Here is a 16,040-nt window from a genome sequence, read left to right as displayed (position 1 = left end):
CATCACACCCGCCACACCGGCCCCCGCCTGCGTATGACCCACATTCGACTTCACCGACCCCAACCACAACGGCCGATCCACCGAACGACCCTGACCATAAGTCGCCAACAACGCCTGCGCCTCGATCGGATCACCCAACCGCGTCCCCGTACCGTGCGCCTCCACCACGTCCACATCCACCCCGGACACACCCGCATCCGCCAACGCAGCCCGGATCACCCGCTGCTGCGACGGACCGTTAGGCGCACTCAACCCGTTCGACGCACCGTCCTGATTCACCGCCGAACCCCGCACCACCGCCAACACCGGATGCCCCAGCCGACGCGCATCCGACAACCGCTCCACCAACAACAGACCACCCCCCTCCGAGAACCCCGTCCCGTCCGCCGCCTCCGCGAACGCCTTGCACCGACCGTCCACCGCCAACCCCTGCTGACGACTGAAGTCCACGAACAGACCGGGCGTCGACATCACGGTGACGCCGCCGGCCAGCGCCAGGTCGCACTCCCCCGAGCGCAGCGCCTGTGCCGCCAGATGCAGGGCCACCAGCGACGACGAGCAGGCGGTGTCGACGGTGACCGCCGGCCCTTCCAGCCCGAAGGTGTAGGAGACGCGGCCCGACAGGACGCTCGCGGAGTTGCCCGTGCCCAGGTGGGCGCCGACGTCGTCGCCGGGCGCTATCGGACGGGAGGTGTAGTCCTGGTAGTTCGTGCCGGCGAACACCCCGGTCCGGCTGCCGCGCAGCGACCGCGGATCGATCCCCGCCCGCTCGAACGTCTCCCAGGCGGTCTCGAGCAGCAGCCTCTGTTGCGGGTCCATGGCCAGAGCCTCGCGGGGCGAGATGGCGAAGACGCCGGGATCGAAGTCGGCGAACCCGTCCAGGAATCCGCCGGTGAGTGTGGCGGTACGGCCCGCCGTGCCGGGTTCGGGATGGTAGAGCCCGGCCAGGTCCCAGTCCCGGTCCTCCGGGAAGGGGCCCATCACGTCGGTCCCGTCGGCCAGCAGTTGCCAGAACCGTTCCGGGGTGTCCGCCCCGCCGGGGAAGCGGCAGGCCATGCCGACGATCACGACCGGGTCCTCGGCCGTGTCCCGGCGGGTGACGGCGGCCGCGGAGGCGGAGGCGCCCGCCGGGGCGAGCTGCTCGCCGAGGTACTCGGCAAGGGCCGCGGGCGTGGGGTAGTCGTACACGAGGGTGGCGGGCAGCCGCATGCCGGTCGCCTCGCCCAGGGTGTTGCGCAGCTCGACGGCGGTGAGGGAGTCGAAGCCGAGTTCCCGGAACGCCCGGGCCGGCTCGACGTCGTCGGGGCTCGGATGGTTGAGGACGTAGGCGATGTGTCCGCGCACCAGCTCGAGCAGGGCATGCCGGCGGTCGGCCTCCCCGAGGGCGGCGATCGTGGCCATCACGTCGTTGTCGTCGCCGCCGGATACGGCCGGGGCGGCGGCGCGCTGCGCGCGCAGCTGTCCCAGATCCGGAAGGTCGGCGTAGAGACGGCGCGGGCGGCCCTTGCCGAGCTCCGCACCGAAGACCTCCCAGTCGATGTCGGTGACCACGAGCGCGGTGTCGTCCTGGTCCAGGGCGTCTTGCAGGGCCGTGACGGCGACGGCGGGGTCCATGAGGCGGACGCCGTGGCGCTGGAGCCGCTCGCCGACCGTGCCGGAGGCCATCCCTCCCTCGGCCCAGCCGCTCCACGCGATCGCCGTGGCCGGCAGACCGCGCGAGCGGCGGTCCTCGGCGAGGGCGTCCAGGAAGGCGTTGCCGGGGGCGTAGTTGCCGTGTCCGGGGCTGCCGAAGACACCCGAAGAGGAGGAGAACAGCACGAAGGCGGAAAGGTCCAGGCCGGCGGTCGCGGCGTCGAGGTTCCGAGCGCCTCCCGCCTTCACCCGCAGGACCTCGGCGAGGCGCTCGGACGTGAGCGAGCCGATGACCCCGTCGTCGAGAACGGCGGCGGTGTGGAAGACGGCTGTGAGGGGGCGCTCCTCGGGCACGGAGGCCAGCAGGGAGGCGAGGTCCGCGGGGTCGGCGACGTCGCAGGCGACGAGGTCCGCGCGGGCGCCGAGGGCGGTCAGTTCGGCGAGCAGCCCGGCGGCGCATTCCGCCTCGGGGCCGGAGCGGCTGACCAGGAGGAGGTGCTCCGCTCCTTCGCGGGCGAGCCAGCGGGCCACGTGACGGCCGAGGGCGCCGGTGCCGCCGGTCACGAGGACGGTTCCCTCCGGTCGCCACCGGCGCCGGCCTGCGAGCCCGCCGACGGCTGCGCGCTCCAGCCGGCGGCCCAGGGTGCCGATGGCGCGTACGGCGACCTGGTCCTCGTGGTCGGTTCCGGCGAGGACGGCGACGACCCGGTCGGCGGTGCGTGCGTCGAGCTGATCGGGCAGGTCGATCAGGCCGCCCCAGCAGTCGGCCTGTTCCAGGGCGACGACCCGTCCGAAGCCCCAGACGAGGGCCTGGGCCGGTGAGGCGGGGGCCTCGCCGGCACGGGTGGCCACGGCGCCGCGGGTGAGGAACCACACCGGCAGCCGGACGTTGAGGTCGTCCATGGCCTGCACCAGGGCGACGGTGGAGGCGAAACCACCGTGCAGCAGCGGGTGCCGAGGATGCGCGCTGCCGTCGAGGGCGAGCAGGGACAGGACACCGCGGGCGTCGGCCGTCGCCTCGGCCATCACGGCGGCGAGCGCCCGGCGGTCGGCGTGCTCGTCGACCACGACGAGCACGCAGTCGGCGCCGGCGCGGGCCAGGGCGGCCTGCACGCGGGTGGCCTCGGGACCGTCGTGGTGGCCGCGGGGCGCGACGAGGATCCAGCGGCCGGTGAGGGTCGGCGTCGGCGTGTCCTGCAGCGGGCGCCAGGTGATGCGGTAACGCCAGCGGTCGGCGGTGGCACGGTCGTTGCCGCGCCGCCGGTAGTCGGCCAGGGCGGGGAGCAGCGCGGCCGTGGCCTGTTCGTCGAGGCTGAGCGCTTCGGCGAGGGCGGAGAGGTCGCCGGACTCGACGGCCTGCCAGAACGGGGCGTCCGCGGCGCCGGCGGTCACGGTGGGCGCGGCGGCGGTGAACCCCGGCCAGTACCGGCGGCGTTGGAAGGCGTAGACGGGCAGGTCGACGCGGTGCGCGGGCTCGTCGTGGACGGCGTCGAAGTCGACGGATCCGCCGCGGACGGCGAGTCCGGCCACGGAAGTGAGGAAGCGTTCTCTCCCGCCCTCGTCGCGTCGCAGGGTGCCGAGGACGGCGCCGCCGGTGATGCCGAGGTCGTCGAGGATGTCGCCGACCGCCGTGGTGACCACGGGGTGCGGGCTCATCTCGACGAAGACGCGCTGTCCGGCTTCGGCGAGAGCGCGCACCGTGCTCTCGAAGCGGACGGTGCGGCGGATGTTGTCGTACCAGTAGGCGGCGTCGAGCGTGGTGGTGTCCTCGACCCGGTTCCCGGTGACGGTGGAGTGGAACGGGATGTCGGCGGGGCGCGGGCGCACCGGTGCGAATCCGGCGAGGAGGGCGTCGCGGACCTCCTCCACCTGGGCGCAGTGCGAGGCGTAGTCCACCGGCACACGGCGTGCGCGGATTCCGTCTTCGGTGAGGCGGTCCAGCAGTTCGGCCAGCGGTTCGGCGTCCCCGGACACGGTGACGGACCGCGGGCCGGTGACGGAGCCGACGGAGACGCGGCCGTCGTAGGGGGCGATGAGACGTTCGACCTCGGCGAGCGCCAGCGGTACGGCGACCATGCCGCCGCGGCCGGTGATGGCGGTGAGTTCCCGGGAGCGGGCGACGACGATCCGGGCCGCGTCCTGGAGGGTGAGGACGCCCGCGATGTGTGCGGCGGCGATCTCGCCCTGGCTCTGTCCGGCGACCGCGGCGGGTCGGACCCCGCACGCCATCCACAGCCGGGCGAGGGCGACGCAGACGACGAAGAGGGTGGGCTGGACGACGTCGAGGCGCTCCAGGGGCGGGGGGCCGGCGGCCCCCCGCAGCACGTCCAGGACGCGGAAGTCGACGAACTCCTCCACGGCGGCGGCGGCTTCGTCGAAGAAGGCACGGAACCGGGCGTCGGCGTCGTGGAGTTCGGCGGCCATGCCCTCCCACTGCGGCCCCTGGCCGGGGAAGAGGAAGACCGGGTCGCCCTCGGCGTCGGCGACGCCGCGCACCACGGCGGGGTCGGGGGCGCCGTCGGCCAGGGCGCTCAGGCCGCGCAGGAGTACGTCGGTGCCGGGGGCGACGACGACGGCACGGTGTTCGAGTGCGGACCTGGTGGTCGCGAGGGACCAGGCGAGGTCGGCGAGGGGCGGGGCGCCGTCCGGGTCGGCGCGCAGGCTTGCGGCGAGCCGGCGGGCCTGGTCGCGCAGGGCGGACGCGGTGCGGCCGGACACGGTGAAGGCGCGCGGGCGGGGCGTGTCGCCCGAGGGTCCGGTGGTGTCGTCCGGCTCGGTCGGCGGGGCCTGTTCCAGGATGACGTGGGCGTTGGTGCCGCTGACGCCGAAGGAGGACACGCCCGCGCGGCGCGGGCGGTCGCCGACGGCGGGCCAGCCGCGGGCTTCGGTGAGCAGTTCGACGTTTCCGGCGGTCCAGTCCACGTGCCGGCTCGGCCGGTCGACGTGGAGGGTCGCGGGCAGCCGGCCCGCGCGCAGCGCGAGGACCGTCTTGATGACGCCGGCGACACCTGCCGCGGCCTGTGTGTGGCCGATGTTCGACTTCACCGAGCCGAGCAGCAGCGGCCGGTCCGCGGGCCGGTCCTGTCCGTAGGTGGCGAGCAGGGCCTGGGCCTCGATGGGGTCGCCGAGGGTGGTGCCGGTGCCGTGCGCCTCGACGGCGTCCACGTCGGCGGGTGCGAGCCTCGCGTTGGTGAGCGCCTGCCAGATGACGCGTTCCTGGGAGGGGCCGTTGGGAGCGGTCAGACCGTTCGACGCGCCGTCCTGGTTGACGGCGGAGCCGCGCAGGACGGCGAGGACGGGATGTCCGAGGCGACGGGCGTCCGAGAGCCGTTCGACGACGAGGACTCCCGCGCCCTCGCCCCAGGCGGTGCCGTCGGCGGTGTCGGCGAAGGCGCGGCAGCGGCCGTCCGGCGACAGGCCGCGCTGGCGGCTGAACTCGAGGAAGATCGTGGGCGTCGACATGACGGTGACGCCGCCGGCCAGCGCCAGGTCGCACTCTCCGGCGCGCAACGCCTGCGCCGCCAGGTGGAGGGTGACGAGGGAGGAGGAGCAGGCGGTGTCGACGGAGACCGCGGGGCCTTCGAGGCCGAGGGTGTAGGAGATCCGGCCTGACAGCACGCTGGGCGCGTTGCCCACTCCGTCGTCGCCGGCGTTGTCGGACAGACTGAGCAGGGTGGTGTAGTCCTGCAGGTTGGTGCCGGAGAACACGCCGGTGCGGCTGCCGCGCAGGGCGAGCGGGTCGATCCCGGCGCGTTCCAGCGCCTCCCAGCAGATCTCCAGCAGGATTCGCTGCTGCGGGTCGGTGCCGACGGCCTCGCGCGGCGAGATGCCGAAGAACCCGGCGTCGAAGTCGCCGACACGGTCGATGAATCCGCCGGTGCGGGTGTAGCTGCGGCCGGGCGTGCCCGGTGTCGGGTCGTACAGGGCGTCGACGTCCCAGCCCCGGTCGTGGGGCCACTCGGACATGGCGTCGCCGCCCTTGTCGAGCAGCCGCCACAGATCGTCGGGGTCGCCGACCCCGCCCGGGAACCTGCAGCCCATCGCGACGATCGCGACGGGGTCGTTGCGGTGGGCCTCGGCCGCGGCCAGGCGCTGTCGCGTCTGGTGGAGGTCGGCCGTGACCTTCTTCAGGTAGCCGAGGAGTTTTTCCTCATCGCTCATGTGTTGTCACCCGTTCTCAGGTCCCTTGGCCGCGCCGTCAGGAGATGCCGAGGTCGTTCTCGATGAAGTCGAAGATCTCGTCCGCGCCGGCGGACTGGATCCGGTCGCTGACGTCGTCACCGCCGGTGGCGGGGACGGCGGCGGGGCCGCCGGTGAAGCCGGTGAATCCTGTGAGGAGCGACTGCAGCCGGGCGCCGATGCGGTCGCGCCGGGCGTCGTCCTTGGCCAGGGCGGCCAGGGCGGCCTCCAGGGAGTCAAGGCCCGCGAGGACGGTTTCGGAGCCTTCGGCGTCGTCCGAGAGCCGGCCGCGCAGGTACCCGGCGAGCGCGGTGGCGCTCGGCTGGTCGAACAGCAGGGTGGCGGGCAGGGCGAGGCCGGTGGCGGCGCCGATCCGGTTGCGCAGCTCGACCGCCATCAACGAGTCGAAGCCGAGGGCGTTGAACGCCGTGGCGGCGCCGACCCGGTCGGTGTCGGTGTGGCCGAGGACGGCGGCGGCCTCGGTCCGCACCAAGCCGGTCAGGGTGCGTTCGCGTTCGGCCGGGGACTGTCCGGTGAGCCGTTCACGCAGGGCCTGCGGGGCGCCCGTGGCGCTCTGCGGGAGGCGGGCGTGCAGGTCACCGACCTCGGGGATTCCGGCCAGCAGGGGGCTCGGCCGGGAGGTGGTGAAGCCGGGCGCGAAGCGCGCCCAGTCGATGTCGGCGACGGCGAGGACGGCGTCGGTGCGTGCGACGGCGCGGCCGAGGGCGTCGACCGCCCGCTCGGGGTCGAGCGGTTCGATGCCGCCGCGCCGCATGCGGTTCTCGCTGTCGGCGTCCGCGGTGGCCATGCCGCCGCCCGCCCACGGCCCCCACGCCACAGAGGTTGCGGGCAGCCCGGCGGCTCTGCGCTGTTCGGCCAGGGCGTCCAGACAGGCGTTGGCCGCCGCGTAGTTGGCCTGGCCGATGGTGCCGAGGGTGCCGGAGATCGACGAGTACAGGACGAACGCGGTGAGTTCGCGCCCGCGCGTCAGTTCGTCGAGATGGCGCGCGGCAGCCAGCTTGGGCCGAAGGACGCGGTCCAGGGCTGCGGCGTCCAGGCCGTCGAGCAGCCGGTCGTCGAGCACGCCCGCGGTGTGCACGACGGCGTCGACGGGGTGCTCGGCGAGCAGCGCGGCGAGCGCTGCGCGGTCGGCGGTGTCGCAGGCGGCCAGGACCAGTTCGGTGCCGGAGTCGGCGAGCGCGTCCTTGAGGCGGGAGGCGCCGTCGGAACCCGGGCCGGACCGGCTGACGGCCACGATGCGGTCGGCGCCCTGCGCGGCGAGCCAGACGGCTGTGCGCAGACCGAGCGCCCCGGTGGCCCCGGTGAGCAGTACGGTGCCGGACCAGTCGGGTGCGGCGGCCACCGGCGCGCCGGCCGGGACGCGCTCGAGGCGGCGCACGAACGTGCCGGCGGGCCGTACGGCGATCTGGTCCTCGCCCGCCCGGTCGGCGAGCGCTGCGGCCAGGCGTCGGGCCACGTCGCTCGCGACGGCGGTGTCGGTGCCTGCGGGCAGGTCCACCAGACCACCCCAGAGCTGTGGGTGTTCGAGGGCGGCGGTGCGGCCCAGACCCCACACGGCGGCCTGTTCGGGGACGACGGGCGCCTCCGTCCCGAGGACGCCGGCGGCGCCCGCGGTGAGCGCCCACAGGCGCACCGCGTCGGTGCCCGCGGCCCCGTCGGCGAGGGCCTGGACGAGGGCGGCGGTCGCGGCGAGACCGGCCGGGACGGCGTCGAGTCCGGGCAGCGCGGCGGTGTCGGCGGCGAGCAGCGACAGCACGCCCGTCCAGGGCCCGTCACCGTCCTGGCGCAGGGCGCTCAGGGCGGTGGCCACGGCCGTGCGGTCGGCGGTGGCGCAGTCGACGGGCAGGACGCGGACGTGGGCGCCGTGCGCGGTGAGCGCGTCCGCGACGGAGGTCGCCCAGGCTCCGCCGTGGAGCCGGTCGGGTACGGCGAGGACCCAGGCGCCGCCCGGTGTGGCCGCGTTCTCCGTGGTGGGCCGCCACACGACACGGTGCTCCCAGGCCTGGATCTCCGCCTGCCTGCGGTCCTCGCCGCGCCAGGCGGCGAGGGCGGGCAGGACGGCGCTGAGCGGGGCGTCGGTGTCGACCGCGAGGCGCTCGGCGAGGGCCGAGGCGTCCGTCGCCTCGACGAGTTTCCAGAACGCGGCCTCCTGGCCGGCCGCGGCGGGGGCCGGCGCGGACGCCTCCAGCCAGAAGCGCTCGCGCTGGAAGGCGTACGTCGGCAGGGGCACGGGCCGGGCCGCGGCGTCGGCCGACGGCGCCGGCACGTCGCCGAGCCCGTGTACGTGCAGCGTGGCGGCGGCGAGCAGCGCGGAGCGACCCTCGGGCGTGTCGCGGCGCACCAGGGGTACGGCGGTCATCTCCGCGGAGGCGCTGAGACCGTCCTGGACCAGGGTGGTGAGGGTGGCGTCGGGGCCGAGTTCGAGTGTGAGGGTGACGCCGTTCGCCTCCAGGGTGCGGACGGTGTCGCCGAAGCGGACGGCGCGGCGGACGTGGCGCACCCAGTAGTCGGGGGTGGTCAGGTCGTCGCCGGCCGCGAGGTCGCCGGTCACGTTGGACACGACGGGGACGGTGGGGTGGTGGAAGCGGACGCGGGCGGCGACGGCGCGGAACTCGTCGAGCATGGCGTCCATCAGCGGCGAGTGGAAGGCGTGGCTGACCCGCAGGCGCCGGGTCTTGCGGCCGCGGGCCCTGAACTCGGCGGCGATCGCCGCCACGTCCTCGGCGTGGCCGGAGACGACCAGGGAGACCGGTCCGTTGACGGCGGCGACGGCGACGCGGTCGGCCCGGTCCTCCAGCAACGGCCGGACCTCGTCCTCGGTCGCCTCCAGGGCGGCCATGGCGCCGCCCTCGGGCAGGCTCTGCATGAGCCGGCCCCGGGCCGCGACCAGGGCGCAGGCGTCGGCCAGGTCGAGGACTCCGCTGACGTGGGCCGCGGTCAGTTCGCCGATGGAGTGCCCGGCGAGCACGTCGGGCAGCACGCCCCAGGAGCGGACGAGGGCGTGGGCCGCGGCGCCGTACGCGAAGAGGGCGGCCTGCGTGTAGGCGGTGCGGTCCAGCAGGGCGGCCTCGGCGCTGCCCGGGGCGGCGAAGACGACGTCGCGCAGCGGCGGTCCGTCGAGGTGAACGTCGAGTCCGGCGCACACCTCGTCGAAGGCGCGCGCGTAGACGGGGTGTGCGTCGTACAGGTCGCGGCCCATGCCGGGACGCTGGGCGCCCTGTCCGCTGAACAGGAGGGCGAGCCGTGCGCCGCCGGCGGTGCCGGTGGCGGTACGGGCGTCCGGCTCGCCTGCGGCGACTGCGGCGAGCCCGGCCAGGAGTTCCGCGCGGTCCGCGGCGACGACAGCGGCGCGGTGGGCGTGCGGATGGCGGGCGACGGCGAGGGTGCGGGCGAGGTCGCGGGGGTCGTCCTCGTGGCGCAGCAGGTGGGTGTGCAACCGGGCGGCCTGGGCACGCAGCGCGTCCGGGGTGTGCCCGGAGAGCGGGTGTACCCGGGGCACGGCGGCGGGCGCCGCCCGTTCGGCGGCGGGCTGGGCTGCGGGCGGCTCCTCCAGGACGACGTGGGCGTTGCTGCCGCTGATCCCGAAGGAGGACACGCCCGCGCGGCGCGGCCGGTCGCGGCGGGCCGGCCAGGGACGGGCCTCGGTGAGCAGTTCGATGGTGCCGCTGGACCAGTCGATGTGCGGGGAGGGCTCGTCGACGTGCAGGGTGCGCGGCAGCTCCCCGTGGCGCATGGCCATGACCATCTTGATGACGCCCGCGGCGCCCGCGGCGGCCTGGGTGTGACCGAAGTTGGACTTCGCCGATCCCAGCAGCAGGGGCTCCGCGTCCCGTTCGCGGCCGTAGGCGGCGAACAGCGCCTGGGCCTCGATGGGGTCGCCGAGGGTGGTTCCGGTGCCGTGCGCCTCGACGGCGTCGACGTCGGACGGGGCGAGCCCGGCCGAGGCCAGCGCCTGTCGGATGACGCGTTCCTGGGAGGGGCCGTTGGGGGCGGTCAGGCCGTTGGAGGCGCCGTCCTGGTTGGTGGCGGAACCGCGGATCACGGCGAGGACGGGGTGGCCTTCGCGGCGGGCGTCGGAGAGGCGTTCCAGCAGGAGCATGCCGACGCCCTCGGAGAAGCTGGTGCCGTCGGCGCCGGCGGCGAAGGCCTTGCAACGGCCGTCGGCCGCCAGCCCGTTCTGGGCCGTGAACTCGGTGTAGGTGCCGGGGGTGGCCATGACCGTGACCCCGCCGGCCAGGGCCATCGAGCACTCGCCCTGGCGCAGGGCGTGGGCGGCGAGGTGCAGGGCGACCAGTGCGGACGAGCAGGCGGTGTCGACCGTCATGGTCGGCCCCTCCAGGCCGAAGGTGTAGGCGACCCGGCCGGAGATGACGCTGCCGGACACGCCGAGTCCGATGTAGCCCTCCATGCCTTCGGGGATGTCGGCCAGGCCGGAGGCGTAGCCGGAGCCCATCGCGCCGACGTAGACGCCGGTGCCGCTGCCGCGCAGCGAGAGCGGATCGATCCCGGCGCGTTCGAAGACCTCCCAGGACGTCTCCAGCAGCAGCCGCTGCTGGGGGTCCATGGCGAGCGCCTCGCGGGGTGCGATGCCGAAGAGGGAGGCGTCGAAGTGCGTGGCGCCGTAGAGGAATCCGGCCTCCAGGCCGGGCAGGCGGTCCAGGTCCCAGCCACGGTCGGTGGGGAACGCGCCGATGGCGTCGCCGCCTTCGGAGACGAAACGCCACAGGTCCTCGGGGGAGGTGACGCCGCCGGGGTACTGGCAGGCCATGGCGACGACGACGACCGGGTCGTCCTCTTCGGCCGCGGCCCTGGTGGTGGCGAACTCCTCTGTGACGCCCGCGAGTTCGCGTACGAGGTGACGGGCGAGCGCGGTGGGGCGGGGGTGGTCGAAGACGAGTGTGGCCGGCAGCCGTAGTCCGGTCTCGGCGTTGAGGCGGTTGCGCAGGTCGACGGAGCTGAGGGAGTCGAAGCCGAGGTCCTTGAAGGACTGTTCGCCGTCGACGGCGCCGGCCGAGCCGTGGCCGAGGGCCACGGCGGCGTGGCGGCGGACCAGCTCGAGCAGGTGGCGCTCCTGTTCGGGCGCGGACAGGCCGGACAGGAGGCGGCTCAGTGCGGAGGTGTCCGCGTCCGCGGCGCGGGCGGTCCGCCGGGCCGGGGCCGCCGGGACGAGGCCGTGCAGGAGGGCGGGCAGCCGTCCGGACGAGGCGGCGGAGCGCAGCGCGGCGGGGTCGGTGCGCAGCGGCGCGAGCAGCGGCTCGCCGGCGGCGAGAGCCTCGTCGAGCAGGCTGAGGGCCCGGTCCGGGTCCAGGGCGGGCAGTCCGGAGGCCGCGATGCGGCGTCGGCCGTCCTCGCCGAGCCCGCCGGTCATGCCGCTGTCGTGGTCCCACAGCGTCCAGGCCAGCGAGGTGGCGGGCAGACCGGTGGCGCGGCGGTGGTGGGCCAGCGCGTCCAGGACGGTGTTGGCGGCGGCGTAGTTGGCCTGTCCGGCGCCGCCCAGCAGGCCGGAGGCCGAGGAGAACAGGACGAAGGCGGTGAGGTCGGCGTCCCGGGTCGCGTCGTGCAGGGTGAGCGCGGCGTCCGCCTTCGCCCGCAGCACGGCGGCGAGCCGGTCGGGGGTGAGCGAGCCGAACACGCCGTCGTCGAGGACGCCGGCGGTGTGCACCACGGCGCGCAGCGGCCGCTGTGCGGGCAGCGTGCCGAGGAGGTCGGCCACGGCTCCCGGGTCGGCGGCGTCGCACGCCTCGACGCGTACGACGGCGCCGTGGGCGGTGAGTTCGTCGGTCAGCTCGCGGGCGCCGGGGGCTTCGGCGCCCCTGCGGGAGGTCAGCACCAGGGAGCGCACGCCGTGAGCTACGACCAGGTGGCGGGCGACCAGCGCGCCGAGCGCGCCGGTGCCGCCGGTGACGAGGACCGTGCCCTCGGCGTCCCAGACGGGCGCCCGGTCGGCTGCGGGGACTCGGGTCAGCGCGGGGGTGAGCAGCGTGCCGTCGCGCAGGGCGAACTGGGTCGCCCCTGCGCTGACGGCGGCCGCGAGGGCCGCTCGGGAGGCTGCGGTGTCGTCGACGTCGGCGAGGACGACGCGTCCCGGGTTCTCTGTCTGGGCCGAGCGGACCAGGCCCCAGACGGCGGCTGCGGACAGGTCGGTGACGTCCTCGCCGTCGACCGCGCCGACCGCGCCGACGGCGCCGCGTGTGACGATGACGAGGGGTGCGCTGTCGGTGCGCGGATCGGCCAGCAGTGTCTGCAGGCCGGTCAGGACGCGGCCGGCGATGTCGGCCGGGGTCTCGTCGGGAGCGGAGACGCACGGCAGGATCACGGCCGAGGGGGCGTCGTCGGCGCCGAGCACCGGCCACGCGGGGACCACGCCCGCCGGATCGTCGCCGGCGAGCCGCAGGCCGTCGGCGAACGCGTCGTCGGGCAGAGCGGCGTGGGGCAGAGCGGTGTCGCTCCAGCGCACCGCGTACAGGGCGCCGTCGGCGGGCCGGGAGGTGTGCGGGGCAGTCTGGGAGACCGGGCGGCTGACGAGGGAGCCGACGGTGGCGACGGGGCGTCCCGTGCCGTCGGCGAGGTGCAGGCTCACGGCGCCGGAGGGACCGCGCTCCAGGCGGACCCGCAGCCCGGTGGCGCCGACGGCGTGCAGCGTGACGCCGCTGAACGCGAACGGCAGGCCCACGCCTCGCCGTCCGCCACCGCCCCCGCCGCCGTCGCCGGCACCGGCGTCGGCGTCGGCGTCGGCACCGGCGAGCTGGGCGTGCAGGGCCGCGTCCAGAAGCGCCGGGTGCAGGCCGAAGCGGGCGGCGTCGCGGTGCTGGTCCTCCGGGAGGGTCACCTCGGCGTACCAGACGTCGCCGGACCGCCATGCGGCCCGCAGGCCCTGGAAGGCGGGGCCGTACTGGTAGCCCTGGACGGCGAGAGCGTCGTAGAAGCCGTCCAGGGGAACGCTGCGGGCGTCGGCGGGAGGCCAGGCGACGGGCTCGGCCCCGGGCTCGGGCGCGGCGGGCGCCGGTGCGAGAACGGCGGTGGCGTGCCGGGTCCAGGGGCCGTCGTCGTCGGCGTCGGCCCGGGAGTGCACGGCGACCGGTCTGCGGCCGTCCGCGTCGGGGGCGCCGACGGCGATCTGCAGCTGGATGCCGGAGGCGTCCGGGAGCACCAGCGGGGCTTCGAGCGTGAGGTCGTCCAGGAGAGCGCAGCCGACCTCGTCGCCGGCGCGCAGCACGAGTTCGACGAACGCGGCGCCCGGAAGCAGGACCGTGCCGGACACGGTGTGGTCGGCGAGCCAGGGCTGGGCGCGGGTGGACAGCCGACCGGTGAGCAGGACCCGGTCGTCGTCGGCGACGCGGACGACGGCTCCGAGCAGCGGGTGGCCGGCGCCGACGAGCCCGGCGCCGGTGACGTCGCCGGCGTCGAGGGAGGGGCGCAGCCAGTAGCGGTCCCCCGTGAACGCGTAGGTGGGCAGGTCGACCCGCGGGTCGGCCGGGTCGCCGCCGAGCAGGGCCTCGAGTTCGACGGATGCGCCGTGGACGTGGACGGCGGCGACGGCCGCGAGCAGCGTGCGGGACTCGGGCCGGTCCTTGCGCAGCACGGGCACGCAGAGGCGGTCGGCGCCGTCGTCGGGCAGCGCGGTCCGGGCGAGCGCGCTGAGGGTGGCGTCGGGGCCGATCTCCAGGTAGCGGGTGACACCGTGGGTGGCGAGCCAGTCGACGCCGTCGGTGAAGCGGACGGTGTGGCGCAGGTGGCGCACCCAGTAGTCGGCCGACGCCAGCTCCTCGGCCGTGGCCGGACGTCCGGTGAGGTCGGAGACGACGGTCAGGCGCGGGGTGTGCGCGGTGACGCTTTCGGCGACGGCCCGGAAGTCGTCCAGGACGGCGTCCATGCGTGCCGAGTGGAAGGCGTGCGAGACCCGCAGCCTGCGGGTGGTGCGGCCGCGGGCCGCGAGTGCGGACGCGACGGCTTCGACGGCGGTCTCGTCACCGGAGATCACGACGGCGCGCGGGCCGTTGACGGCGGCGACCGACACGGCGTCGCCGTGTGCGGCGAGCAGCGCGGTGACCTCGTCCTCGGCGGCCTCGACGGAGACCATGGCGCCCCCTCGCGGCAGCGCCTGCATCAGCCGCCCGCGGGCGGCGACGAGCCGGCAGGCGTCGGGCAGCGACCACACACCGGCGACGTGCGCGGCGCAGAGTTCGCCCAGCGAGTGCCCGAGAACGTACTTGGGCGTGACGCCCCACGATTCCAGCAGGCGGTAGAGGGAGACCTCGACGGCGAACAGGGCGGGCTGGGCGAGGCCGGTCTCCTGCAGCGCCTCGTCGTCCGGGGCGCTGTCGAGGACGGCTTCGCGCAGGCTCAGGCCCAGTTCGGGGTCGAGATGGGCGCAGACCTCGTCGAAGGCGCGGGCGAAGGCGGGGAACGCGCCGTACAGTTCGCGGCCCATGCCGGGCCGCTGGGCGCCCTGGCCGGAGAAGAGGAACGCGGTCGCGCCGCGCAGGGTGCGGCCCGTCACGACGTCCGGATGCGCCTCCCCCGCGGCGAGGGCGCGCAGGGCGTCGCGGGCGCCGGCCGTGTCCTCGGCGAGGACGACGGCCCGGTGTTCGAAGGCCTGCCGGGTACCGGCGAGTGCGCGGGCGGTGACGTGCGCGTCGTCGGCGGGGTGGGCGTCGGCGTGTTCGAGGAGGCGGGCGGCCTGGGCGCGCAGCGCTTCAGCGCCGCGCGCGGACAGCAGCCAGGGCGCCAGCGGCAGCCGCACGGCGGTCGCGGGGGCAGGACCCGCGTCCTCGCTCCCCTCGCTCCCCTCGGCCTGCTCGGTCCCGCCGGGCGCGGCCTCCAGGACGACGTGGGCGTTGGTGCCGCTGATTCCGAAGGACGAGACGGCGGCGCGCCGGGGACGTCCCTCGGTGAGCGGCCAGTCGGCGGCCTCGGTGAGCAGCCGGACGTGACCGGCATCCCAGTCGACGTGCGTGGAGGGCTGGTCCACGTGCAGCGTGCGCGGCAGCCGTCCGTGCCGGAGGGCCATCACCGTCTTGATGACGCCTGCGACGCCGGCCGCCGCCTGGGTGTGGCCGAGGTTCGACTTCAACGAACCCAGGTGCAGCGGATGTGCGGCGTCCTTGGCACGGCCGTAGGTGGTGAGCAGGGCCTGGGCCTCGATGGGGTCGCCGAGGGTGGTGCCCGTGCCGTGCGCCTCGACGGCGTCGACGTCCGCGGCGGTGATCCCGGCGTTGGCGAGGGCCTGCTCGATGACGCGCTGCTGGGCGGGCCCGTTGGGCGCGGTCAGACCGTTGGAGGCGCCGTCGGAGTTCACGGCGGAGCCGCGGACCACGGCCAGCACCGGGTGTCCGTTGCGGCGGGCGTCGGAGAGGCGTTCCACCAGCAGCAGGCCCACGCCCTCGGACCAGCCGGTGCCGTCCGCGGCGTCGGCGAAGGCCTTGCAGCGTCCGTCGGGGGCGAGGCCGCGCTGCCTGCTGAACTCGAACAGCAGGCCTGGGGTGGCCATCACGGCGACGCCGCCGGCCATGGCGAGGTCGCACTCGCCCGCCCGCAGGGCCTGCACCGCCCAGTGCAGGGCGACCAGGGAGGACGAGCAGGCGGTGTCGACGGTGACGGCCGGCCCTTCCAGGCCCAGGACGTAGGAGATACGGCCGGAGGCGACCGAGGTGGCGTTCCCGGCGAGCATCAGTCCGTGCACGTCCTCGGGCACCTCGACCGGGCCCTGACCGTAACCGGAGGTCGCGGCGCCCACGAACACGCCGGTGGAGCTGCCGCGCAGGGTCCGCGGCCGGATCCCGGCGCGCTCCAGCAGCTCCCAGGACGCCTCCAGCAGGATCCGCTGCTGCGGGTCGGTGGCGAGGGCCTCGCGCGGGCTCATCCCGAAGAAGGCGGCGTCGAAGGAGGCGGCGTCGCGCAGGAAGCCGCCCTCGCGGGTGGAGAACGTGCCGGGCCGGTCGGGGTCCGGGTCGTAACGGTCCGCGATGTCCCAGCCCCGGTCCTCCGGCAGTGGGCCGATGGCGTCCCGGCCCTCGTCGACGAGCCGCCACAGGTCCTCGGGCGAACGGACGTCGCCGGGGAAGCGGCAGCTCATCGCGACGACGGCGATCGGCTCCCGGCTGCGGTCCTCGACCTCGCGCAGCCTGCGGCGGGTCTGGCGGAGTTCACCCGTGACCCGCTTGAGGTATTCAACGTACTTGTCGTCGTCAGCCACGAAAGTCACTTCC

At 75.5% G+C, this 16,040-nt stretch carries 2 protein-coding genes; both read right to left on the bottom strand.

What is annotated here, in order from left to right:
• Positions 1 to 5,793, bottom strand: a 5,793-nt coding sequence (locus ACN6LD_RS34010; protein ID WP_445045172.1) for a type I polyketide synthase, incomplete at its 3' end; no start/stop codon positions are given.
• Positions 5,794 to 5,830: 37 nt separating this feature from the next.
• A complete protein-coding gene (locus tag ACN6LD_RS34005) occupies positions 5,831 to 16,027 on the bottom strand; it encodes a type I polyketide synthase (protein ID WP_445045171.1) in 10,197 nt (3,398 codons plus the stop codon).
• Between the last annotated feature and the right edge of the window lie 13 nt (positions 16,028 to 16,040).

Source organism: Streptomyces sp. SAS_272 (assembly GCF_052543235.1).
This window is presented reverse-complemented; position numbering and strand designations above follow the sequence as displayed.